The sequence below is a fragment of the Nostoc sp. T09 genome (genome assembly GCF_002154695.1).
GTDB lineage: Bacteria > Cyanobacteriota > Cyanobacteriia > Cyanobacteriales > Nostocaceae > Aulosira.
In genome coordinates, this window is sequence record NZ_MTAV01000010.1 from 1 (window position 1) to 24,083 (window position 24,083).

Sequence of the window (24,083 nt, forward strand, 5' to 3'; positions counted from 1 at the left end):
TTGTCAGATTATTTCTTAATATTGCTTCTTTCCCCTGTTCCCTGTTCCCTCTTAAAGACTGTGAATTTAGCATAACAAGTACGGTAGAGCCAAAAATATTCAGAAAATTTAGACTGGGAGGATAGCCTTGAGGCGAATTGTGTTTTGCGACTTTGATGGGACTATCACAGAAGAAGAAACCTTTGTTGCAGTTCTCAAAAATTTTGCACCTGAACTGTCTGCAAAATTGCTTCCTGAAATGTATGCACGACGACTGACACTGCGACAGGGAGTCCGGCAAATTCTAGCATCAATTCCTTCTTCACGCTATAGCGAAATCTTGGAATTTACTCAAATCCAGCCGATCCGCCCAGGATTTGTAGAACTGCTAGATTTTCTAGAGTTTCAGGGAGTACCTTTAGTGGTGATTTCTGGCGGTTTGCGCGGAATGGTAGAAACTGTCCTAGATAGCCTAGTGCAACGAGTTCATGCTATCCATGCTGTGGATGTAGATACTAGTAGTACTCACTTAAAAGTGATCTCTCCGTATGAGGGTGGTACAGAACTGATTGCCAAAGTGCAAATAATGTCAAAGTATCCGGCTTATCAGAAGATTGCGATCGGTGACTCGATTACTGATTTAAATATGGCACTTGAAGCGAATGTAGTGTTTGCGCGCGATCGCCTGGCCGAGTATTTAGATGAGCACAAAAAACCCTACATTCACTGGGATAACTTCTCGCAAGTACGCGACTATCTTGTGAAATTGTGGAAGTAAATCTGATTTTATGACCAACCCAATGCTAGCCGATTCCCGTCTTGAACTCATCAATACCGCTCGCAGCTTTTACCAGCAGGGTTGGATGGTGGGAACAGCGGGAAATCTTTCTGTTCGACTCAGCGATGGTAGCTTCTGGATTACAGCTAGTGGACGCTCTAAAGGAGAATTATTACCCAGCGATTTTGTTCGTGTTTATCCAAATGGCAAGGTGGAAGAATCATCAACTGATTTAAAACCTTCCGCTGAAACTGCTATTCACCAAATACTTTATACCCTCTTCCCAGAAATACAAGCTTGTTACCACATTCACTCGATTGAGTCCAATTTGGTTTCTCGGTTTGTGCAAGAAGATCGTCTGCTTTTACCACCTTTAGAAATGCTCAAAGGTTTAGGAATTTACGAACAGAACCCTTGTTGTGTAATTCCCATCTTCGCCAACCATTTACAAGTTTCCCGCATTGCAGCTGAAATTCAAGAGCGCTTTGCAACTACTCCTCCACAAATACCCGCCCTCCTCATCCGCGATCATGGTGTGACAGTTTGGGCATCCTCCCCTACAGTAGCCCGTAATTATATTGAAATAGTAGAATACATTTTCCGCTATATGGTTGCGGCTCTTAGGTGAGTGGAGAGCAGGGGGACAAGGGAGTGTGGGGACTGTGGGAGGGGAGCCACTGCGTTGGTGAGGCAGTGCGATCTTGGGGGTTTCCCCCATGAGCAACTGCCGAAAGGGTTTCCCGGCTTGTTCGCTGTTCGGCGGAGCCGTTCCCGCAGGGTAGCAAGTGGCGTTTTCCCTCTGCTGGCGACTGCGAATCCAAAGGGGAGAAATAACTAATGACTATTGACTCTGGACAAATGGCTAACCAAACTATTCACGTTGTTGCGCGCGTTACTGCTTTACCCGACAAAGTAGAAGCACTCAAAGCAGTACTGTTGGAATTAATTGAGCCAACTCGACAAGAAGCAGGAGCTATCAAGTATGAACTCTTGCAAAACCAGCACGATCCCACAGATTTCACTTTTGTAGAAGAATGGACTTCTAACGAAGCTTTGAATCTTCATCTAGACTCACCCCATCTCCAAGAAGCAGCCGCGAAACTAGAAGGTTTAGTGGCTGCTACACCGGATATTCGCCGCTATTATCTTGTGGCTTAATGCAAAAGCATTTAATCGTTTGAGACTTATCCTGCGTGCAATTTCCAGATTAAAGCGATCGCCTCCTTACTGAGTGCAGAGTTCCCTAAATCTCAGCTAATTCACGATAAATCCCCCAAGAGTTCACGAAAATGCACTCAATGTGGTGAGGTGTTAGACAATGGTTTAAATAACCAAACTTTATAGAACATGACACACAATGGCTCGGAACCACATAGCAGATTAGATCGGCTTGAAGCTATGCTGACAACTCACGCGGAAATGCTGAATCAGTTAGCTCCGCTGTTGACACAGGTTGCACAGATTTCAACCAGCACTTCCGAAACAGCGACTCGACATGATGAAGTGCTGATTCGTCTTGAAGAACAAATTCGCCAAAACACTTTACAACAAGCTACTAACACCCAGGCGATCGCCCAGTTAACTGAGGATGTCGCTAGCCTGACTGAGGTAGTTATGCACTCAATTGAAAATTTAGAAGCCGATCGGGAAGCTTTTAGAGAAGAAATCCGCCGCATCTGGCAATATCTTCTCAGATCGAGTGGTAATGGCAGCTCTTAGATTTTCAGGAAAATTTTGGGAAATTTTTTAGATTAGTACCTGTTACTGTCTATAAAAAAGCAGAATAGGTGCGACTAATGAAAATTCCAAATTTGAAGCGATCGCACCAGAACTTTTGCAGCGATCTGAAGTATTGTAATGCCAGAGATCAGTCTCAGGTTTTTAAGATGTGTCAACTGCTGGGAATGAATTGCAATACCCCAACAGATATCTGCTTTTCTTTTGAAGGTTTTTCTGCCAGGGGAGGGAAAACTGACGATCATAGCGATGGGTGGGGTATTGCTTTCTTTGAAGAAAAGGGATGTCGGATTTTTTTAGATGAGAAACCCTCTATTACTTCTGCGGTAGCAGACTTAGTACGGCGTTATCCCATCCACTCTACCCATGTGATTGCTCATATTCGCAAAGCCACCCAAGGTAAAGTTGCTTTACAAAATTGTCATCCTTTCCAAAGAGAACTTTGGGGAAGATATTGGGTGTTTGCTCATAACGGTAATTTGCCAGACTTTGCTCCTGAAAACATGGGCTTTTATCAAGCTGTGGGTGATACAGACAGTGAAAAAGCCTTCTGCGTCATCTTAGAAACTCTCCGACAAAGCTTTCCTCAAGGTAAGCCGCCGCTAGAGGAACTGTATCCAGTACTAAGTAAAGTTACTGCGCAGCTTGCATTAGCGGGTGTGTTTAATTACTTGCTCTCGGATGGAGAACACTTTTTTGCCTACTGTTCAACTAAACTTAGCTACATTGTGCGTCAAGCGCCCTTTGCTGCGGCTCACTTGATCGATCAAGATATGACTGTAGATTTTCGGGAGTTGACTTCACCAAGCGATCGCGTCGCTGTTATCGCTACTACTCCCCTCACAGACAACGAAGTTTGGACGATCATCCAACCTGGAGAACTTCTAGTTTTTCAGGACGGTTTACCTGTGTTATCAGATTCGGCTAAATAAACAAAATAAAAAACTTTCGTAGTCTACTTGTTCCAAGAGTCTTGCATTTGCTTGAAACACATCTGTGCGCTTGTGGAACTAATTGGTGCTTCTAAAATTACTTCTTGATTGCGATCGCAACTCAAAAATTCACTATTTACTCGTTGAGATATATCAAATAAAAGTTCCGCTATTGTCTTTTACATAATAGCTTTAACTTGTTCTTGTTTAACTACTTGCTTTCTATATAAATTTTCTACTAGCTAGTAATCCCAATCATCTTTTATAAATTTAGTTAAAACTTGAAAATTTTACGCTAATTATGAAGTCAAATAATCATTATCAAAAAATTAAGTTTTGTTAAGTCAAGCTACAACCGTAGAAATGCTGAGGTGGCAAATAGCTAGAAATACGGTAATCAATTTCTTCTACCTATAGAAATTACACATAGTTAAAAAGTTGATTAGATGTATGAGATGTAAATTTTGGGTTTAGCTGTTTGAGAATTTATGGTTTCGCCTTGATTAAAACTTTGATGCTCATACATCTGTATAAAAGCTGAGGAAATTATGAGGATTGAGCTTAATTTCATTGTCAAAACAAGCTAAGGTTGGGATTTAGCTCTTGAAACAGAAAACCCACGTACTTTTAGCCGTGGGATTTTATTTAGAATTTGGAAGTACTTAGTCTACTTAGTTGAGCTTGGTGCGAATAATCTCTATGCGTTGACGGTTGACACCTAAATCGCTCTGACCCAAGCGGGAAGCTGAACGCACCTGGATAACATTTGCATTCCGGTCTAAATAGAACTCGACATCATCGACAAAACCTAGTAAGGCACTCTTAAATTCTGCATACAAATAATCAGGGCTTTCGGTAATTATCTGAGTTCTTGGTAAGGACTGAATAATAGTTTTGAGATTAGCTATGGCCTATTCTGGGGTAGATGTGAAAGTTAGTGGAGCAATCTGGTGAACTGCATTTGTACTCTGGCTGGAGACACAGTTAGGGCTATTAGGACAGGGTGCTAATTTACCGTTATTCACCCCTAAATTATTTGGTCGTTTGCCTAAAAACACCATAATTTTATTTGCAAATATTTGTGACTAAAGCTGTATTTCACTCTAGAAGAAATGATTATCCACAGGCAAACTAGTTGATAAATAGACCCATCCCTACTGCCAACACAAAGCTAAGAATCCTTCAACTCATTAAAACAACAGTGATGCGATCGCTCTATGATCCGGTAAGTAGCGTATATCCGAGAATAAATCATGACGCCAACAGTCTCAATTAACGACAGTCAGAGGTTGCAAATTGCACCTTTAAAAATACCATCCCGTTTACTGCTAGGGCCAGGGCCATCCAATGCTCATCCTGCTGTGCTGCAAGCGATGAATACTTCTCCAGTTGGGCATCTTGACCCAGCTTTTCTGGCACTTATGGATGAAATTCAGTCGTTACTGCGCTACGTATGGCAGACAGAAAACCCCCTGACAATTGCAGTTAGCGGTACGGGAACCGCAGCAATGGAAGCAACGATCGCCAATGTTACCGAACCCGGTGATGTAGTATTAGTGGGTGTAGCTGGATACTTTGGTAATCGCCTCGTTGATATGGCTGGACGATATGGCGCAGATGTCCGTACTATTACCAAACCTTGGGGACAAGTTTTCACACTAGATGAACTCCGTACTGCAATAGAAACTCATCGTCCAGCAATTTTAGCTTTAGTTCATGCTGAAACTTCCACTGGCGCACGTCAGCCCTTAGAAGGAGTTGCCGATGTATGTCGTGAATTTGGCACTTTGCTGCTAGTAGATACTGTTACAAGTCTTGGTGGTGTGCCCATATTTTTAGATAATTGGGGAGTTGACCTCGCCTATAGCTGTAGCCAAAAAGGATTGGGTTGTCCACCTGGTGCTTCGCCCTTTACCATGAGTCCCCGTGCAATTGAGAAATTGCAACAGCGCCGTACCAAGGTTGCTAACTGGTATTTGGATATGAACTTGCTAGGTAAATATTGGGGTAGCGAACGCATCTATCATCATACCGCCCCCATTAATCTTTACTATGCTCTGCGGGAAGCACTGCGTTTAGTTGCTGAAGAAGGACTGGCAAACTGCTGGCAACGTCATCAAAAGAACGTAGAGTATTTGTGGGATGGCTTGGAAGGTTTAGGGCTAAGTTTGCATGTTGAACGAGAGTTTCGTTTACCAACACTGACTACTGTCCGTATTCCTGAAGGGGTAGATGGCAAAGCAATTGCTCGACAGTTACTCAATGAAAATAACATTGAAATTGGCGGTGGTCTTGGTGAACTAGCTGGTCAAGTCTGGCGTGTAGGACTCATGGGCTTTAATAGCCGAAAAGAAAGTGTTGATCAACTTTTAGAAGCACTGCGGCAGGTTTTACCTAAGTAAAATAACACAGAGATACTCCAGCGACGCAACTAGCGTCTGTATTCTCAGCAATTAAAAATACCTATAAATTAAGCCGTTTGACATGCACTTTCCAATCAGAAAGTACAATCAAACGGCTTTTGGGCAAGAGTTGAAGAAATAACCAAACTCTATAACTGGTGATGATACACCCTGCTGTAGTCATCAGTCCGTTGAAACTCAAATATCAACCTCAGCTGTTGGTTACGGGCTGGTTTTTAAATTAAATTACTTAATCAGTCTTTTTATTCTTGTGGCTTTGCTTTCCAGCCTTAGAATGTTGCTCTGATGTGCCACCACGAGTGCTCTTTCCTTCATTTTCTTCATCATCGCTCTCATCATTTTTGCTGCTGCTGCTGCCTTTGTGAGAACTCTTGCCACCTTTGCTGCCAATCTCAGCCATGTGCTCTCTATCTTGGCTCACAGCTTCGCCACCCTTACGTCCAGCTTCCCGAGCTTCTTCAGATGTAAACTCGTGTGCAGTACCTTTTTCATGAGCAGCTTGTCCACCCTTGCTGGCGATTTCACGCTGCTTAGCTTCATCCATAGAAGCAAAGCCACGCTTACTTGTGTCTGACATTTTGATACTCCTTGTAACTAACTAAAGCTTTTGATCTTTTTAGCCATTAGAAACCTTAATTGGCTTCTCATGTCAAATAATCTTTTTTTAAGTTAGCTACTTAACTAAGTAAGATTCATGTCTCCTTAGGGTGAATCATTTATGTTTAAGACACAACTACAGATATATGCTCATAAGTAGAAGCAGTAAGAGGATATTTTGTCTAAGAGTTTGTGAAGGCTGAAGATTAAAATTTATAGATAGTGATTTGGTTATTTTCAATCAGCAAGCAAATTATGATTTTGCAGAGCTTGCTTACTTCGTTAACATGGAAAATTTCTACAATCGCATCATTAATTAACCTTAAAAAAATATACGAATCCTAAATCATTTGGAAAAAATATTTAGTAGTCTAGACTGGGCAATGACTACCAAAACCCTTATCTAGTAAGCATTGCCAAGCCTAGGCATATTTTAAAAAGTAAATAGGAATCCTCTAGATTGCACAGCGCGATCGCCCAAGTGGCAATTTTAGCAAAAATTAGTAAATAGTAAGGCTAGGCAATCCTTGGTTATCCATAGTTTATTGTGATAAAAACCCAGCTAACAGCAGAGGCAAAAGGATCAGTACAGAGACAATCAAGACTAGTGTGCCTGGCTCAATTTTTAAAGTGTTCTTCTGAGGTTCTGGCATGTTGCACCTTTTCAGAAAATAACTGTATAAACTTAGCCTAAACTATTTTTAATCCTCGATTCAAGCACCATTGGTATATACTAGACTTCTTGCAGAAGTCGGTAAAAGGGAAAGGGGAAAAGGGGAAAGGAACTCAAAACCCTTTCCCTTTAACCTTTTCCCTTTCCCCCTCCTGCAAAAATATATTTTTGCAAGAGGTGTACTTATCGGTCAAACTAACTCATTTAACCAACGAGAATACTGGATCTAGCCTTTTTAATTTGGCGTATGTGTGACGAATGGGTGGCTGATGCACCATTGAGTAACCCATTAAGAGAATATTCTGCCTTTCTTTCACCGGAAACGAGATTGTGTGGATTAATCCATCCTGACGCCACATCAGCGAAGAAAAAGGTAGTTGGGGGTTTTGCAGACTTCCATCCAAAAAATATCCCTGAATATCTTTTGATAAAGAAATTACATTACCTGTAGTTTTGTGTTTGGAAAACTCGTGGACTGTACTAACAGCATCGGGGCTATCTACACTAAAAGTGCCTACTAAACAGGGTTGCGCAGCAGTTTCACAAGTAAACAAGCCCACAGTTAGACCACGAGGTGTAGTGCTAGGAAAAAGACGCACAATCAGTTTACTCAGCAAATCGCGTAGTTTACCGCCGTAGGCATCGCTTCCGTTACCTAAGCGAATTTGGTCAGGTAAGCGCATTCCATACCCAAGTGGTAGATTTTGCTGAATTTCTGGCAATTGGGAAGTAAAAATCTCAGAGGGTATGGCAACAGCAGGAAGTGTACTGCCCAAAACAGCTAGAACAACTGGTAAGGTAAGTAAATTACGGTACAGCATGTTTTAACCATTTTTCTAGGTGGATAATAAAAACTAATTGAAAAAATGGTTAAAAGGCTTTAGAGAAATTACTCATTAATTTGTATTAAAACAATACAATTAAATCGCTACTCATACCTTCATTGAAATTACCCATAACCCTAATTGCTATTTCTACTTTCTTTTCTTGTTGGTAAATATAGTTGTGAACATCATCAGTAAACCACCTACAAGAATAGCAAGCGCCAATCCTCCGGTTACCAAGTCGAGCAAATTATTGTTGTCCATAATTTACGTGATTATTTCTCAGTGCTCAGTTGTCTGTTTGTTTACTGTGGCTTGTCGAATGGCGATTTAAAAATCTACCCCACGTTTTAGCTCAACACCTTGATTGGCATAATGTTTGTGACAATAAACCTCGGAGTGAACGCTAGCTAAGTCAAAGTATGTCGGTTGATTTTGACAGCGACCGGTGATAATCACTTCGGTGTCGCGGGGCTTGCGGAGTAATGCCTGCACTATAGGTTCAACAGGTAGTAATTCTAAATCAACAGTGGGATTAAGTTCATCAAGGATGATAGTTTTATACAATCCAGAGGCGATCGCCGTCTTGGCAATTTCCCAACCTCTCTCGGCTTCTACGTAGTCTAATTCTTGACGAGAATTACGCCAGACGATCGCATCTCGACCACAGCGTTGATGATCTACTACTTCAGGATATGACTGCTGCAAGGCGGCGATCGCAGCATCTTCGGTGTAGCCACTACCACCTTTGAGCCATTGCATAATCATCACGCGGGTAGAACCAGGATGATTGATTCCCCTACCAATGGCTTGCAACGCCTTACCTAGAGCGCTAGTAGACTTACCTTTCCCCGCACCCGTGTAAATTTCAATACCCTCAATCAACAGTGCTTTGGCTGTTGGGTGGTGTTGAGGTTTCATTTCTGAGTGCAAATCGGCAATATCGAGCAGCTTTTGCGGTGCAGCACGTCCGGTAGCAATAATTTCCAAATCCTGAGGTTTAGATTTGAGTGTTTGCACTACTTCATCGACTGGAAGCAAACCTAAATCCAGAACAGGATTAATTTCATCTAAAACCACTACTGAATACAAACCAGAGGCGATCGCACCTTTAGCCACGTCCCAACCCCTAGCGGCTTCAGCACAGTCAAAGGCGGTGATTTCTTCAGGACCAAAAAACTCTGCTCTACCAGTCCGAACCTGGTCAATTAAATGAGGGAACCCTCGTTGCAAGGCGGCAATTGCCCCGTCCTCATCATAATCTCGTTCTGGGCCTTTTAAAAATCGTAGTAATAAAACACGATTTGAATTGCTCGGTGTATTTATCCCCAAGCCAATCGAGCGCAAAACCACACCTAAAGCTGCTTGGGATTTTCCTTTCCCCGCACCATCGTAGACGTGAATTTGACCAGTGAGCCGTTCAGGACGCACTTGCGCCGTGCGAATACCGATACCGTTCCTTGTCATTTCTCGAAAAGCTGTAATGGTAATGTGCCAATTTTTAATCTTAACGAACGTCTTGTACTCTCAGGTAGAGCAGCTATCATAGCACTTACGTACAATATTCAGGAAACTGTATTAATCAAATAAGTAACCTACTATTGGCACACCAAGATGGGAAACAGCAAGAACCATCAGCTAATTCCCCCCATTACAGTGGCTATGCCAGTTATACTCTCTAAAGTTAACCCTTACAGTTGAACCTTTATGCCTGATTTGTTTGACAATTGGATACTTCCCAGTGTTTTGCCCGTTGGTGCAGTTTTATTTGATTTACTATTTTTGCTGATGGCTATCTCTATAGAAGCATATTGTTTCAATAGTAGATTAAAATTTGACAAAAAAACCAGCATTTTTTATGCCATCTCTATCAATCTTTTTTCCAGCGTCATTGGTTGGATAGTATTTTTTATGCTCGAGCCAATACTGCCGCTAAATTTAAAATCAGAATTAATTAATTTTGTATTTTTTAATAGTTTTAAATCACCTAACACTCAAACTTTAATTATTTTAACTGCTTTTATCATCTTCTTTGGCACATTCATAGTTAAATTATTTCTCTTAAGGTTATTCTCGCTGTCCCTAAATGAAGACTTCGGTAAAAAATCTGAAGACCCGCCATCTGTTGAACGTCAGAAATGGCGGTATATGAGCCGATCCAAATTAATTAGTAATAATTTAGTATCTACTATGCTAATTGCTAATTCTTTAAGCTATAGTGCGATAACTCTTGTTTTACTGATTCGGATGAAATAAGAGTAAGTTCAAGAATTTGACTCCAGAATAACATAGCGATCGCTAAATTATATAGAGGTTCAAGTATGAACATATTATTTAAAGATTTATTAGGATTAACCAAATTTGTTTCCGATGTTTATGCAGGTATTAGAAAGCTATTAATTCCAGATAGAGCTTATTCCTGGCAGACATTAATCTATTTGAGCCTTTTTTCTTGGGCGATATCATACTTTGCGACTGGTGCCATCCGAGATACAATTGCATTTTTTGGTTGGCTATTTTTAATAGCTGGTACAGCTTGGTATACTACCGATGATCCTGCAAGAGTTCCTGGAACTTATATGCCCGTAGGAGCAGTAATCACGGGATTTTTAGTTAGTGTTTTTGCATTTGGGCAACAGGACTATGGAATTACACCTAGGACAATTGTTCTTTGGCCAACAATTTCGGGATTAATTACCGCCATACCAGAGTTTTTTGAAGGAAGTGGTACTGATGCCAAAGCTCAACTTCCTAAACCAGAAGATCGCCAAAGAGTCATAGTGTTAGTTGCCAGCTGTATGGTTCTAAGTTGCTGGATTCAATTTTACTTTGTGGTCAATAATTGGTTAGAAGAATATCCTAGCTTGCTGTCAGATAATTTTAACCGTAGTACTTTTGTTGTGAGAACAGAACTTCCAACTAAAATTCCACCAAACGGTGCTTTAATTCTTAGAGAAATTCAACCACGACTAGAGAAACAAATAGATAAACAGCCTTGGCCACAGGTAGAGAGATGGCTACAAAATGCAAATGCCAATCTTAGTAACCTAACCCAGCAAGTAATTCAAGAAAAACGTCTGAAGGAAAAAGACGAGAAGGATTTATGGCGTGTTGAACCACGGATATCAAATCCTAATCCTAAGAATAAAGATGAATATATATTAGATATAGTAAGCATCTGGACTGGTCCTAGTTCCGATCCACGCGGGTATTATTTGAAGAAGTCTTGCCAGATTCGACCAATTGCAGAATCTCCAAATAAATCCACCACTCAGAAGCCAGACGCAACTTCAATTATTGCTGAAATTGAGTGTGGTCGCGTTAGTAAACCTATTATTGGTTGGCCTCCAGCGCAACGCTGAAGATACTTTGCAAAAATGAATACAATCGGCGGCTTGTCTTCAACCGAGAATTTCAGTAGAGACAAAATTTGATTCTTTATTTAGAATTTGGGCGTAGATGTTTTTTGGACAGTTTACCACCAGTGCAAACTGACTAATAAATATATATTACTAGGTACTAAATATATGATGAATTTCAGCCGAATCTTTGTGATGGCAAGCAATGTATTTCAGGAAGTGATCCGCGATCGCGTTTTATATATTATTGGTTTTTACACGCTCATACTCGCCGCCGCTATTCGCCTCCTTCCAGAATTCGCAGCCAATAGCGAAGGTAAGATATTTCTAGACTTTGGTATCGTCTTAATGAGCGTCATTGCCTTAATAGTCGCTATATTTGTTGGCACTGGACTGGTCAACAAAGAAATTGAAAAACGTACTGTTTTGGTATTAATTGCAAAACCCATCAGCCGCAGTGAATTTATCGCTGGTAAATATTTAGGTTTATCGGCAGTGCTAGCTGTACTCATCGCCATCATGACGGTGATTTATTTAGGATTTTTACAAATTGGGCACATTCCTTATGCAATAACTAGCATTTTGATTGCTGTTGTTTTCTTATTCTTGCAGATATCCTTAATCACTGCTGCGGCTATTGGGTTTGGTTCATTTACTAGTTCCTTGTTAGCGGTAATTTTAACCTTTGCTGTATATTTAATGGGAAATATATCTCAAGATTTATTAAAATTTGGTCGTCTTAGCCGCAACCCAAGTATTGAACACCTAACTCAAGCTTTGTATCTAATCTTGCCTGATTTATCTAGATTAGATTTAAAAAATCATGCTGTTTATGGTTTGCAAGCATTACCTGGCCCAACCGCATTGATAGCTAATGCTGGCTATGGCTTACTTTACAGTTCTATGCTGTTAGCGATCGCTATATTAATATTCTCACGACGGGAGTTTTAACCGAGGTTTCATAGTAAGGACTTTAGCGCTGAAAACCAGAACTAAAGTGCTTACTACAAACTAGATGCACCCATAATCACACCCATAATCAAAGAAATACTATTTGCGGTTCTTGAATTGTACCGTCAGGCATAATCGTGTCTAGAAGCTTTGCATAAATCATCTTTGTTCCCCAAAGCTTGGCTTCAGTCAGGTTAGCCTCCGTTAAATTTGCCCATGTCAGGTCTGCACCAATTAAATTGGCATCAGTTAAGTTTGCTTCTAATAAGATTGCGCCACATAGCTTTGCTCCTGCGAGATTTGCTCGCACTAATTTAGCTTCAATTAATTTGGCTTCAATTAATTTGGCTTCACTTAAGTCAGCTTCGCTGAAATCGGCTGCGCATAAGGAAGCATCCGTAAGATTACTACCACTAAATTGCGATCGCCATAATACTGCTCCACATAAATTTGCTTGTGTTAAATCAGCCTCAATTAAGTTAGCTTCGCATAAAGAAGCCTGGATGAGATTTGCCTCACGTAGGTTAGCACCAGTGAGAATAGAGCCAGATAGATTTGCACCACGCAAATCTGCTCCTAAAAAGTTAACACCACTCAAATCAACTGCTCTCAGGTCGATTCCGCTCAAGTCACATCCGCTGAAATCCCTACTTTGACTTAATATGAAGTCCTGTTTGTCAGCATAATTTCTCATGGTATTACCTCAAGGTGTAAATTATGGCAACAGTCTTTTGTGAAACTTACTGTATATCGAGAGTACACCCCAAAAGTAGATAAACAGACTAGTAAATCGGTAATAATTTCAGAAAAAATTAGCCCTAAGCGAAAAATCAGCATTGTAGGTGCTTTTTCACCAAAAAATGCTGACATAAGTCAGAGAAATTTGATATATAAAAAATTGTCATAGTGATAATTTATATCAAACTCACTTGGATATAAATTTGGCCACTGTAGCAGTCTGAAGCTTTAATTCAAGGTGTAAGCGATCGCTGCATTCTTCTACACTCTATAGCAACTCTAAATAGTCGTCTCTAGACGATAGGGAACTTAAGCCATTTCGCTGCTAATAGGTAGGGTTACAGTAAATGTTGTGCCTACATTGACTTCGCTAGTGACTGCGAGCGTTCCGCCATGCCACTCAACTGCTTGTTTCACAATCGCCAATCCCAGTCCAGTGCCAGGAATATTACCCACGTTACTGGCACGATAGAAGGGTTCAAATAGGCGTTTTTGGTCGGATGGAGTGATACCGATGCCTTGATCCTGTACTTGAAATATCACTGCTTGTGATTGACATTGCACTTTAATTTGAACGGTGGTGTCGGGTGCTGAGTATTTGATGGCATTAGACAGCAGATTGATCAGAACGTGCCGCAGTAACCCTTCGTCCATATAAACTGTAATACAGTTATCTTCACAGTCGAAAACAATGGTGTGACTACTGCTGGTGCTGAATTTCATTTCTTCGATTAACTTGCGGCAGAAAGGCTCAATCGCTAACGGAACGAGATTAGAAGTTGTACCAGCCGCTTCAGTTTTTCCCAGAGTCAACACATCATCCATCAAGGTTGTCATACGACTAACAGCAGCTTGGATACGTTGAAAAAAGTCAGCTCGTTGTTCTTGGGGTAAGTCGTACTGTTCTAGCAAACGAGTGAAACCAGAAATACTGTTGAGTGGGTTGCGAAATTCATGGGAAACCATTGAGACAAAGCGCGATTTGAGTTCCTTGAGTTCGCGTTCTTGCTTGAGTGCGGTCTGAAGCTGTAGAGAAAGTCGCCGCGATCGCAATAGCATTTCAACTCGTGCGTGCATCTCTAGCTTTTCAATCGGTTTTGTAATTAGCTCGTCGATAGTTTGCCACAAATGCCGTGTCAGTAGTTTTACATCAGAGCGTAGTGTAATTAGTAAAAATGGCAAGAAAACTGATTGCTCTGCGTGTTTTCTTGCCTGTACCCATTCCCAAAGGTGATCTAGAGCTGGGCCATCGAGAATGCATAAGTCAAACGGCTCATCTAGAAGCGGCAAGGCTTTTCCTCTTTGCACTACTGAATCTGCGATCGCCACCTCATAATACATTCCCAGCCACTCCGCCAGCAGACGGCGATTCTCAGATTGCTCTACAATAATCAAAATTCGATTCATCGCTCATTCTCTTGCTAACTGGCAATGCTGCCGTAAAAGTTTCTCTCTGGCTCTGGCTGGCTCAACAATAGCTATTTACTAGACGCCATAAGCACAGTGTTACGGTTTATCCTTAATGAAATCGGGCAGTCCAGTCAACACACCTCGAAGCTGCGTCAGTGGCTTGCCGACTTTGATGCCGTAGCGACTAATTTCAAATTCACGCAGAGTTTTTTCAAAGTCGCTCATGCGCTTCTTCAAAACGCCAATCGCCCGCCGCAGTTCACCTTGCATTTCTAAATAGCGCAGAAACACAATTGTATCTGCCAGATAGCTAATTCCAACTTCTGTAACTCGGAAGTCTCCTGTAATCGTTTCAACTTCGTTGATCAGCAACACGGCAACACCCATATTTTGCAAATACTTAGATAGGGAATGGATATGGCTGATCAAGTCTTCTCCCCGCACCGAAAGTCGATAGCCGGATACACTATCAATCATCACAATTCGCGCCTGTTTTTGCTCGACTTCCTGGCGCACAAGGTTAGCAAATTCGTCGGGTGTATAGTACAACGGCTCCACCTGGATGACTGAGAGTGTCCCCCGTTCCTGCATTGCCTGAACCGCAATATTAATCCCTTCAGCGCGGTGCAACAGCGTTTCCTTCCTTTCCTCAAAAGTATAAATCACCGAACGTTCGCCCCGTCCGGCTGCCTCTTTCATAAACTGTAGTCCCAACGTACTTTTACCCACGCCGCTAGGTCCACTGATAATAGTAATCGTGCCGCGCTCAATACCGCCGTGTAGTAACTCGTCGATTTCGGGAATGCCAGAGGAGATCGTTTCAGCCGTAAAAGACTGTCCGTAGACTTGTGGCATTAATCGGGGAAAGACCTGCATTCCTTTGCTAGTTAAGCGAATCGCATGATGGCCGTCCTGAAAGTCACTACCCCGAAATTTGGATACCCAAAGCGTGCGCTGATTGTTGCTGAAGTTGAGATTAATTACCCCATCACTCATAAACTGTAAATCATTGTCGGGTGCTTCTTTACTGCTCTCTGAGGTGAATAGTACGGTCGCACCTTGCTCCACCAAAAAACGCAGAAACGACAGCACTTGCTTGCGGAACTGAAAGGTATCGGTCGCAAGATAGCGAAACTGGGTCATCGAGTCGATAAAAATGCGCTGCGGTTTTAGGGCTTCTACCTGCTCTACAATTTGACGGGTTGTGGGTTCACGTTCCACTTCAGCTGGTGAAAAAATATCATAAGTCTCAACCTGAGCGAAAAATTCGGGTGTGGGGCTAAGGTCAAGAAAATTGATGCCTTGTAAGTTAAATCCTAATCCTGCGGCATTTTTCTGAACTTGTGCAGCAGTTTCTGCCAGCGTAATGAACAAAACCGATTCGCCGTTTGCTGCCCCTGTGGTTAAAAAATGCATTCCCAGCGTTGTCTTCCCAGTTCCCGGTCCACCTCGGATTAAGTAGGCGCGACCGGGAATATAGCCGCCATAGAGCAATTGGTTTAGACCCGAAATTCCCGAAAATAAACGATTTTCAGACATTGATGACCAGTCTTCCTTTGCCTACTGATTTAACGGAATCTCTTAACGCCGTGTTCTTTCTGCTGCTTAGGTTTTAAGCACCAATCAGAACTCGGAAAGTTCAGACTGATCTGTCAGCCGAAAACAAGCTCTTTCTGCTGTATAAGTCTTATTATTAATTAACAGCTAGAAAGTTAAGGATCGCATTCACCAAGGATTAAGATAGCATCAACTACTAGCCTACAAACCAAACTTCGGGCTGATATTTCACCAAATTTGATGTGTTTGAGTCAATTGCTATGGGTAATACCAGCACCATCAATTTGGGAGCATTTCACCTTTAAACCGAAGTACGGTAGAGCCACTAGAATAATGCATTAAGGTGATTTCTGATTAAAAAAATACCTTCAACTCTCGACCACTCAATTGGTTGAGCTAAGCGATGCACTGAGCCTGCCCTGAGCTTAGTCGAAGTGTCGAAACCAACGGCTGTGGTAAATTTATCAATAGAATTGCCTAAATTTTTTCTAATTTAGTGCTTCTTGGTAAATGATTTCTTGAAAGTGAATCATATCTTTTTGCGGGTCGGCAAGGCTAACTTTCACTAATAACTGTTCACCTAAACTGACCGAACGGCGGAAAGACATTGGCAACTGCAAACCTAAATCTTCTAAGAGAATTAATGCCAAATTGCTGTCTTCCCGCAGCCACATTAAAACAGTTACCTGCCAAACTTGCTCAGGATAACGCCGCAAATACTCTAAAGCATAATATCTATTGGTTTGCCGTTCTACCATTGTCACTTCTTGGGTGATACTGGTGACGGTCATCATCACTTCTTTGAGTTGTTCTGCTGAGAAAGGCAGAACTTGACCACGCAAATGGGCTTTGAGTTGAAAGTGGGTGAGTAAGTCGCTGTAGCGACGGATGGGGGAAGTTGCCTGAGTATAAGTATCCAAACCCAAGCCAGCGTGACGCACAGGGGTAATACTCATTTCGCTCTTAGGCATACAGCGACGCATCGCACAGGCGCGGACGAATCCTGCTGGTAGCTGAAGTAATTCTTCTTCTGGGGGTAATTCCGGCTGTGGCTGACCGCGAAAAGGTAGGGGAATTTTATGAGCTTGACCGTAGCGTGCTGCAACTTCGCCAGCCAAAATCATCATTTCTGCTACAAGTTGCCGTGATGAGGAGTCATCCAAAATATCAATGCTGATCTCGTCACCTTTGACTTTGATCATCGCCTCTGGCATATTGATGCTAATTGCACCTTGAGCGTATCGCCAAGTTTTGCGTCGCTTTGCCCACATTGCGATCGCAGCAATTTCTGGTTCTGCTTGTACTCCTAACTCCAGCATCTCATCTACATCTTCGTAGGTGAGGCGATAAGTTGGCTTAATAAAGCTGGGATGAATACTATAATCTTCTACCTGCCCAGTTGTATCTAAAACAATCCCAAAGCTGAGGGCACAACAAACCCGTCCCTGTACCAGACTCATTGGCCCGGTTGCTAAGACCTCAGGGAACATGGGAACCATGCCTGTAGGCAAATAAACTGTACTACCCCGTTTCCTCGCTTCTAGGTCTAAGTCATCTTCTGGTACTAACAACCGGGTAGGGTCAGCAATATGCACCCAGAGGCGTTCCCGTCCATCTGGGAGTAATTCCCAACTCAGACCATCGTCGATTTCTGTGGTACTTTCATCATCAATCGTGTACACCTTTAAGTGAGTCAGATCTAGACGGTCTGTATCTAGGTCAGACGGTGGGGAATCCAAACGCTGTTGCGCCACTTCTAATACCTTGCTAGGAAATTGAACCGGAATTGACGAACGACGCAAAAACAAATTTTCATTGGGACTCCACCACCCCAAGTCAACTAATAGTTGAAATGCTCCTTGGGGCGTTGCGGGGCGTCCCAGCATGGTCATCGTTTCCAATACTGGGCCTGGGGGAGGGTAAGCCCGAGGCAAAGAGTCATAATTTACCCCCATACGCACTACATCTGCTACTAAAGCTGCGTATTTTTCTATTGCTTCTAAGCGCTGGCGATCGTGCCGTTGCCATTCTACGGCTTCACCTGTTAAAGCCTGTTCTACACGAGCTAAAAATTCCTGCTGTCCTTTAGCTTTTTGGGCTTCTACTTCTAACTGGTGTTTACGTTCTGCTACCTGAGTTGTCGTTCTCGGCTCATAAGTGTCTCCTTTTTGCTTGAAATAGAGTTTGTCGTCTGATAACAAGCAATAGGCGGCGTAACAATGAGGCCCATCTGATTGGGAAAACAATAGATTAGCCATTGCGGGTGGGGTGACTGTTTCTCCATCCTCAACCAACAATTCCCAGGCTACTTCCAAGCTAGATGGATCTAAATACGGCTTTACCTGCTCTAGAAAGCTGGCAATATCAGCGGGCTTGTAGCTTTGCCCGTTAACTGTATAAGTAATTTGTCTAGGCGCGAGGCTGTGGGATTGACCGCGTTCATCCACCACAAACCAGCGGGTTTTGCCATCTGGGCGATCTACTACTCCCAGACGGCGATCGCCTTGAACCCTAAATTCAACTAGCGTCCCCTTCTCCACAACTCTCGCAATTAATTTGGTTAACTAATAAATTTTAGATTTTGGATTGAATATTGACTACTGAATCCAAAATCTCATGATTTTTTATATGCAGAAGATGATTCTACACTGACTTAATGAGATTTTAGATTGTGGACTCAGAAAATTTGCAGCTACACATATCATCAATGTAGCTGCCTGAGATAATCCATAACCTAAAATTCTCGCTTTCAACTCGAACTAACCTTCTGCGTTGATGAACGGCAACAAGGCCACAATTCGAGCACGTTTAATTGCTAATGTCAAGTCTCTCTGTTGCTGAGATGTCAGCCCAGTAATCCGACGCGGCAGTATCTTACCCCGCTCGGTGACAAACTTCCGCAACAAATCAACATCTTTATAATCGATTGGTTCTCCCGGCTTAATCGGAGATAGACGACGACGATAGTAGCTCATCTTTACTTAATTTCCTTGTGGACTGTGTGTGTATTGCAATGGGAGCAGAACTTTTTCAGTTCTAATCGGTTGGTGGTGTTGCGCCGATTCTTCGTAGTGGTATACCGGGAAACACCAGGAGAGCGCTTGTTAGCGTTAGTGCGACATTCGGTACATTCTAGTGTCACTATTATGCGGACACCTTTACTCTTAGCCATAATCTTACAAACCGTAAAGCCCGGAGAGAATTAACACAAATGACTATCTTCTCACATTTCGTCGCATATTTCCAACTAATCGCTTGACTTTTATGTCGAGCGAATAACCACGACGCGACGAAACTATGATAGTTCCTGCATAGCGGTCATGCAATGCCTGACGCATCTGGGTATCATAAAAGGCTGTACCACAGTCAATCGCCAGGGGAAGTACTAGCAGTATAGCAGTGGGATTGGCAATAATATTGCCTAAAGCAATGGAGATGAAAAGCGCACCTAAACCAATTATTGCTTCTCGCTTGAGTAGTGCCAGCAACTGTGGAATTCTACCCACTACTTGCCCAGCTTCCACTTCCAGTACCTTGAGATCAAATGCCCAACGCCCTAAACTTTGCCCCTGATTGTTATACACTACTAGCACTCGTAAAACTAGCCAAGCTGTAACAAACACTAGAATTTGTACAACTTGAATACCCGATCTGTTGCTTCCCAATAGAGAACTAATTAACCAAACACCAAGAAAATCTAGCCCCAACGCCATACCGCGTCGTCCAATTTCAGCCTTGGGATAGTGTTTTTGGGGTATTCGTTCAATAGTCATACAAAAATAAGCATTTATCTAGGGATTAAAGTTTGGTATTGCTTTTTCCTCTAACCCAATCTTAGGCTAATAAATAATCGGTATGGTCAACGTTCAGTTTTTTTAGCTACTGAGTAGTAAGTGTGCGCCTCGTTTACCTTTATGTAGATCCTTTTCCCACTCAAATTTTCATATTGATGTGGAACCAGGAGAAATATTTTGGTTTTCATCATAAGTATATTTTTAATAATTGGTATTAAAAAATACTATGTTTTCTAGCGTAGCTACCTTTTGTTAGAAGTTGCTCTGCGTCTTCCGTATATCTACGGTTTCTGAATTGCAGTACGCTGAACGCTAACCCTAAAGCAGCGCTGAACTTACTACACTCAATGCCTTAGAGCAGATGAGGTACAAGATGTTTGTGAAATGGTATAACTAACCCAGTATTTGGGAAATTTAATCCTAAGCCCATAGTCCACCATTCACTCTCAGCCTGAGGATAATATTTTTGGGGTACTCCTTCAATATATCAAGATTAATTAAGTATTTTTATTTAGGTATACGGAATAAAATATTGCAACTATATTTAATATTGAAGTGAGCGGTTAGCTCCTGGCGGGGTGTTCAAAAAACGAAAAAAACTAACTAAGTTGAACAGCATGACTGAGGAAAATCAACCACAAAGACCAAAATTACAAATGAGATCAGGTCAGCTAATACAGAATCGGCCTGTGAAATACTTGCTAAAAGACAAAGAAAGTGGTTGGTTAAAAACATCACTACTGTAAATTATTTGTATTTTAGAGGATTGCCGAAAATGAAATTCATCCACACAAAAGCTGCACAAATCCCGGTTAGCACAATCATTCCCATGCTAAGTGCCATTAATGACCGTAATTACCAGCGGTTTAGAGAACTGCAAACAGTCCTGATCGCCCAGCATGGGGTGGAAGTATGGCAGGATGTTTTTAATTTTCGTGTCTTACCAGCGCTAGATCAGCAATCTAATAGATGGTTGCTGCAAGCTTGCTGCACTAAGGAAATAGCTAGTGCGACAATGTAAAGAATAGGGTTAACTTATTAACTCAAGTTGCTAGTTATATATTCAGGTGATCGCCAAGCTCAGTTTTCGACTTACACTCAAGGAGAGATAAAATACCAATGATCTCCTGGTGATGCTTGTAGTTCTTCTAAAGAGCCATGATATCTAAGTTGCCCATCTTCAATTAGGACAACCCAGTTAGCTTGACTGATGACTCTAGGACGATGACTAATTAATAAAGTTGTTTTACCTTGTCGCTTACTTAATAATTGTTCCAGAACTTGCTTTTCGCTTAACTGATCAAGGGCGCCTGTAGACTCATCTAGGATCAACACTGGCGGATCATTAACAATTGCTCTGGCGATCGCTAACCGCTGTAACTGTCCGCCTGAAAGATTGGCTCCAAACTCTCCTAAAATTGTTTGATACTTATCAGGTAATTGACTAATAAAATTATCGGCTTCGGTTAAAGAGCAAGCATGAACAATTTCCTCAAACGCGGCATAGGGATGCGCTAATCGAAAGTTCTCGATGATTGAAAGACTCCAAAAGTGAGGGGCTTGTGGAACTAAAACAACTTGTTGCCGCAAGGTGTCAAGTGGTAAATCTTGTAGATTATATCCTCCTATGCGAATATTTCCTGATTGAAGAGGGTATAGTCCAGCAAGAAGTTTAGTAAGTGTACTTTTGCCACATCCCGATTTCCCAATAAGGGCAACCACTTGCTTACCTGGAATTGTGACGGAGAAATTATCCAAAAGCTTTACTCTTCCAGCATATTGAAAGTTAACCTCAGTACAGACGATATCAGCATTGTCAGAGATTTTGATGATTGGCTTTTGAGGAGCGCTAATGTTTTCTGGTGTTAAATCTAAAACTTCATTAATGCGTTGTGTTGTAGCTTTAACCCGGATAAATTCGTTGATTAATCGAACGTAAGTATCAATGAACATGAGTAGGTTGCCGCTCATGGCATTAAAGGCAATTAATTGACCTACCGTGAGTTTTTGTTGAATTACAAGGCTACTGCCGAACCATAGTAAGATAATCCCCCCTAAACTAGCAACGAAATTAGCAAACACATCGTTGATAATGCCAATCTGTACAGTACGCAGAGTCAGTTTAGCCAGACGACCAAAGCGATTTTGAAATTCTTCCCAAACTTGTGGAGTAGCAGTGATAGTTTTGATAGTCTGAGCGCCTTTGAAAGTTTCAACTAAGCCTGCTTGATTTTCGGCAGAAAGTACAAGCGTTTGACGAGTTAATTGATGTAATTGAGGTTGAAACACGATCGCCGATAGCGTCATACAAACCCCAATAATCAACGTAGCGATCGCCAATTGCCAGCTATAGAAAAAAATCAGAACTAACGCGATCAAAGCAACAAAGAATTTACTCGGTAGATCAACAACAACTTGAGCAACTAACCAATTAATATCTTGAATGTCGCGCAGGCGGCTAATAACTTCACCGCTGCGGCGTGACTCGTAGTAAGACAGTGGTAGATGAATGAGATGACGGACAAAATCTAGAACAAGCCCTAACTCTAGCCGTTGGGCAAAATAAGCAACAAGACTAGACTGAACCAATGATAAACCACTACTCATCCCAATGAACAAACCTGTAGCGATCGCTAGCCGGGTTAAAAGGGTAAAATCACCGCGCACCAACACATCATCTGTAAGAATTTGTAGGAGAAACGGCATGATAATGCCAAGTAACCCCAGTACCAGATTGATAATGAGAACTTGCACCAAGATTGAGCGGTAAAACCATGCTCGCTTAAAGATGCGTCCTACCCCGCCAATCTTTTCTCGGTCGTCTGCTTGACTAAAGAAGCGATCAAGATCAGGCTCTAGCAGCAGCATCACCCAATTTGTCCAACCTTTCAGCAGTTCTGACTTTGGCAGGTAGTAGACTCCCACTGCCGGGTTTGCCAATACATACTTGTTTCCTTTCTTGCCGTAAAGCACGGTGAAGTGGGCACCTTTCCAATGTAAGATTGCTGGCAAAGGAACGCTATCCAGTTGCTCCAGTAAATCGGCAGAAGCTTTGATGGCACGAGCATTAAACCCTAAACTTTCGGCTCCTCGACGAATCCCTAACAAAGTACTGCCACGTCTATTAGTTCCAATCGCTTCTCGAATACGGCTGATTGTGAAATCGCGTCCGTAATGTTTGGCGATGGAGGCTAAGCAAGCTGCACCACAGTCTTCTTCACTTTGTTGGAGAACGCACGAATACTTCATATTTTCTGGATGATTGTTGAGCTACTATGTCATGCTTGCAAAACTTTGTAGGTCTGCATTGACTGGCGAATCGAGACAAGATAAGGTGCTAGCCGCCGCTGCACAAACTTGATCATCGGCTCATTGTTCATATCCACTGTAAAAACAGCTTGATGCAACTTTCGATGCTGAACATGGATATTGATGGCAGTTGCTAGTAAAGGGATTGCTCGTCCAACACTTTGCAGTTCTTTTTTTACAAACAAGCTGGTGTAGCGAATGGTATCCGGGGCAATGCAATGGGTTATCATCCAGCCAACCACCTGATTCTGATAGCGCAAACCGAGACTGTTGAGGGGTTCAAGAATCGCTTCTTCTTTGAAGGGAGAAAGAATATCAGGATACCAGCCAGATTCGGCTTGCTGCGTCAGGATGTCTTGCCGTTCCTGCAATGTCAATTCAACCCAAGGGAACATTGTGTAGTTAGAATCTGCGATCGCATCTAGTTTAAGCCAACTTGCTTTCTCAATTGCATCTGGTGTACCTGTACAAATCAGCATTCGCGGTTGGGGAGAATGCCACTCCTGCTGATGCAAAATCTTCTCTAGAGCTGACGTTGTGGAATTAGGAATATAAACAAGATGCATTTTTGAGCAATTGTGTTGCCTTAGATATCGTTCCATCTCAGTCAATAAAGCTTTCCCTAGTCCTTGTCCACGATGCTCAGGCACAACGAACACAGACAATATCTCTGCTATTGACTCATGCTGCAAAAATTCAGCAAGGATGAGTCCAACAGGAGTTTGTTCAAAATGAACGCCTATAGCGACGAGGGAGTGATCTTGCTTGATGGTTCTAAGGCGAGGACGAAAGGTAGGATAAGTCAAGCGATCGTATTGAAAAGTATTTGTTCCATCAAGTACAACAAATTCGTACATAATTCCTAATATATGTGCGTGGCAATCGACAATTCAATAACTTTTTGATTTGAGAGTTAAAAATGTTATTTCTACTGAAATGAACTAGACTAAATCAGGTTTTCCTCAACTAGCTTATAAAATTAAATTATATTTATATATATAAATGAGCCATTTTCTAAAATA

At 42.0% G+C, this 24,083-nt stretch carries 22 protein-coding genes and 1 pseudogene; 10 read left to right on the forward strand and 13 right to left on the reverse strand.

Translation table 11 applies throughout. The features are described 5' to 3' along the window. Positions 1-127: 127 nt before the first annotated feature. The 5 genes from BV372_RS03670 to BV372_RS03690 all read left to right on the forward strand — a co-directional run bounded on the left by BV372_RS03670 (position 128) and on the right by BV372_RS03690 (position 3,426). Positions 128-757 (forward strand): HAD-IB family phosphatase, encoded by a 630-nt coding sequence (locus BV372_RS03670; RefSeq protein WP_086683439.1) that lies wholly within the window; start codon positions 128-130, stop codon positions 755-757. Between the two features lie 10 nt (positions 758-767). After that, entirely contained in the window at positions 768-1,385 is a 618-nt protein-coding gene (mtnB, locus tag BV372_RS03675) for a methylthioribulose 1-phosphate dehydratase (RefSeq protein ID WP_086683442.1), read from the forward strand. A 209-nt stretch (positions 1,386-1,594) separates the two neighbouring features. After that, entirely contained in the window at positions 1,595-1,915 is a 321-nt protein-coding gene (locus BV372_RS03680) for a putative quinol monooxygenase (RefSeq protein ID WP_373270739.1), read from the forward strand. A gap of 189 nt (positions 1,916-2,104) precedes the next feature. Next, positions 2,105-2,476 carry a hypothetical protein gene (locus tag BV372_RS03685; protein ID WP_086683445.1) on the forward strand — a complete coding sequence of 124 codons (372 nt, stop codon included), beginning with the start codon at positions 2,105-2,107 and terminating at the stop codon, positions 2,474-2,476. Between the two features lie 167 nt (positions 2,477-2,643). Further along, entirely contained in the window at positions 2,644-3,426 is a 783-nt protein-coding gene (locus tag BV372_RS03690) for a class II glutamine amidotransferase (RefSeq protein ID WP_086683548.1), read from the forward strand. A 671-nt stretch (positions 3,427-4,097) separates the two neighbouring features. Here the strand turns inward: BV372_RS03690 and BV372_RS03695 are convergent. Continuing rightward, positions 4,098-4,487, reverse strand: a pseudogene (locus BV372_RS03695) (DUF1499 domain-containing protein). Positions 4,488-4,679: 192 nt separating this feature from the next. Here BV372_RS03695 and BV372_RS03700 point away from each other — a divergent pair. After that, on the forward strand, positions 4,680-5,828 hold the full coding sequence (locus BV372_RS03700; protein ID WP_086683448.1) for an alanine--glyoxylate aminotransferase family protein: 1,149 nt from the start codon (positions 4,680-4,682) through the stop codon (positions 5,826-5,828). A gap of 250 nt (positions 5,829-6,078) precedes the next feature. Here BV372_RS03700 and BV372_RS03705 read toward each other — a convergent pair whose 3' ends face one another. The 3 genes from BV372_RS03705 to BV372_RS03715 all read right to left on the reverse strand — a co-directional run bounded on the left by BV372_RS03705 (position 6,079) and on the right by BV372_RS03715 (position 9,410). Further along, complete coding sequence (locus BV372_RS03705) at positions 6,079-6,426, reverse strand: KGG domain-containing protein (RefSeq protein ID WP_086683451.1); 348 nt, start codon at positions 6,424-6,426, stop codon at positions 6,079-6,081. An 893-nt stretch (positions 6,427-7,319) separates the two neighbouring features. Further along, positions 7,320-7,940, reverse strand: coding sequence for a hypothetical protein (locus tag BV372_RS03710; RefSeq protein ID WP_086683454.1), 621 nt, complete (start codon positions 7,938-7,940; stop codon positions 7,320-7,322). A 333-nt stretch (positions 7,941-8,273) separates the two neighbouring features. Further along, positions 8,274-9,410: a cob(I)yrinic acid a,c-diamide adenosyltransferase gene (locus BV372_RS03715; RefSeq protein ID WP_086683457.1), complete on the reverse strand. Its 1,137-nt coding sequence runs from the start codon at positions 9,408-9,410 to the stop codon at positions 8,274-8,276. A gap of 249 nt (positions 9,411-9,659) precedes the next feature. Here BV372_RS03715 and fraC point away from each other — a divergent pair, with 249 nt between their 5' ends. From fraC to BV372_RS03730, 3 genes are all read left to right on the forward strand, one after another. Continuing rightward, entirely contained in the window at positions 9,660-10,199 is a 540-nt protein-coding gene (gene fraC, locus BV372_RS03720; protein ID WP_179197971.1) for a filament integrity protein FraC, read from the forward strand. 65 nt (positions 10,200-10,264) lie between these two features. After that, positions 10,265-11,305 (forward strand): septal junction protein FraD, encoded by a 1,041-nt coding sequence (gene fraD, locus BV372_RS03725; protein ID WP_086683463.1) that lies wholly within the window; start codon positions 10,265-10,267, stop codon positions 11,303-11,305. A 168-nt stretch (positions 11,306-11,473) separates the two neighbouring features. After that, positions 11,474-12,253, forward strand: a complete 780-nt coding sequence (locus tag BV372_RS03730) for an ABC transporter permease (RefSeq protein ID WP_086683467.1) — start codon at positions 11,474-11,476, stop codon at positions 12,251-12,253. Positions 12,254-12,341: 88 nt separating this feature from the next. On the opposite strand, the gene BV372_RS03735 is transcribed toward BV372_RS03730, so the two are convergent. From BV372_RS03735 to BV372_RS03770, 7 genes are all read right to left on the reverse strand, one after another. Continuing rightward, complete coding sequence (locus BV372_RS03735; protein ID WP_086683470.1) at positions 12,342-12,947, reverse strand: pentapeptide repeat-containing protein; 606 nt, start codon at positions 12,945-12,947, stop codon at positions 12,342-12,344. A 353-nt stretch (positions 12,948-13,300) separates the two neighbouring features. After that, positions 13,301-14,398 (reverse strand): HAMP domain-containing sensor histidine kinase, encoded by a 1,098-nt coding sequence (locus tag BV372_RS03745; RefSeq protein WP_086683475.1) that lies wholly within the window; start codon positions 14,396-14,398, stop codon positions 13,301-13,303. A 99-nt stretch (positions 14,399-14,497) separates the two neighbouring features. Continuing rightward, positions 14,498-15,940: an ATPase domain-containing protein gene (locus tag BV372_RS03750; protein ID WP_086683478.1), complete on the reverse strand. Its 1,443-nt coding sequence runs from the start codon at positions 15,938-15,940 to the stop codon at positions 14,498-14,500. Positions 15,941-16,446: 506 nt separating this feature from the next. Beyond that, on the reverse strand, positions 16,447-18,498 hold the full coding sequence (locus BV372_RS03755; protein WP_086683481.1) for a ribonuclease catalytic domain-containing protein: 2,052 nt from the start codon (positions 18,496-18,498) through the stop codon (positions 16,447-16,449). A gap of 219 nt (positions 18,499-18,717) precedes the next feature. Further along, a complete protein-coding gene (rpsR, locus tag BV372_RS03760; protein WP_045870620.1) occupies positions 18,718-18,933 on the reverse strand; it encodes a 30S ribosomal protein S18 in 216 nt (71 codons plus the stop codon). Between the two features lie 2 nt (positions 18,934-18,935). Further along, on the reverse strand, positions 18,936-19,130 hold the full coding sequence (gene rpmG, locus BV372_RS03765; RefSeq protein WP_086683484.1) for a 50S ribosomal protein L33: 195 nt from the start codon (positions 19,128-19,130) through the stop codon (positions 18,936-18,938). A gap of 43 nt (positions 19,131-19,173) precedes the next feature. Beyond that, on the reverse strand, positions 19,174-19,731 hold the full coding sequence (locus tag BV372_RS03770; protein WP_086683487.1) for an RDD family protein: 558 nt from the start codon (positions 19,729-19,731) through the stop codon (positions 19,174-19,176). Between the two features lie 796 nt (positions 19,732-20,527). Between BV372_RS03770 and BV372_RS03775 the strand changes: the two genes are divergently transcribed. After that, complete coding sequence (locus tag BV372_RS03775) at positions 20,528-20,773, forward strand: hypothetical protein (RefSeq protein WP_086683490.1); 246 nt, start codon at positions 20,528-20,530, stop codon at positions 20,771-20,773. A 77-nt stretch (positions 20,774-20,850) separates the two neighbouring features. On the opposite strand, the gene BV372_RS03780 is transcribed toward BV372_RS03775, so the two are convergent. Then, positions 20,851-23,001: a peptidase domain-containing ABC transporter gene (locus BV372_RS03780; protein ID WP_086683493.1), complete on the reverse strand. Its 2,151-nt coding sequence runs from the start codon at positions 22,999-23,001 to the stop codon at positions 20,851-20,853. Between the two features lie 29 nt (positions 23,002-23,030). Beyond that, entirely contained in the window at positions 23,031-23,918 is an 888-nt protein-coding gene (locus BV372_RS03785) for an N-acetyltransferase (protein ID WP_086683495.1), read from the reverse strand. Positions 23,919-24,083: the final 165 nt, after the last annotated feature.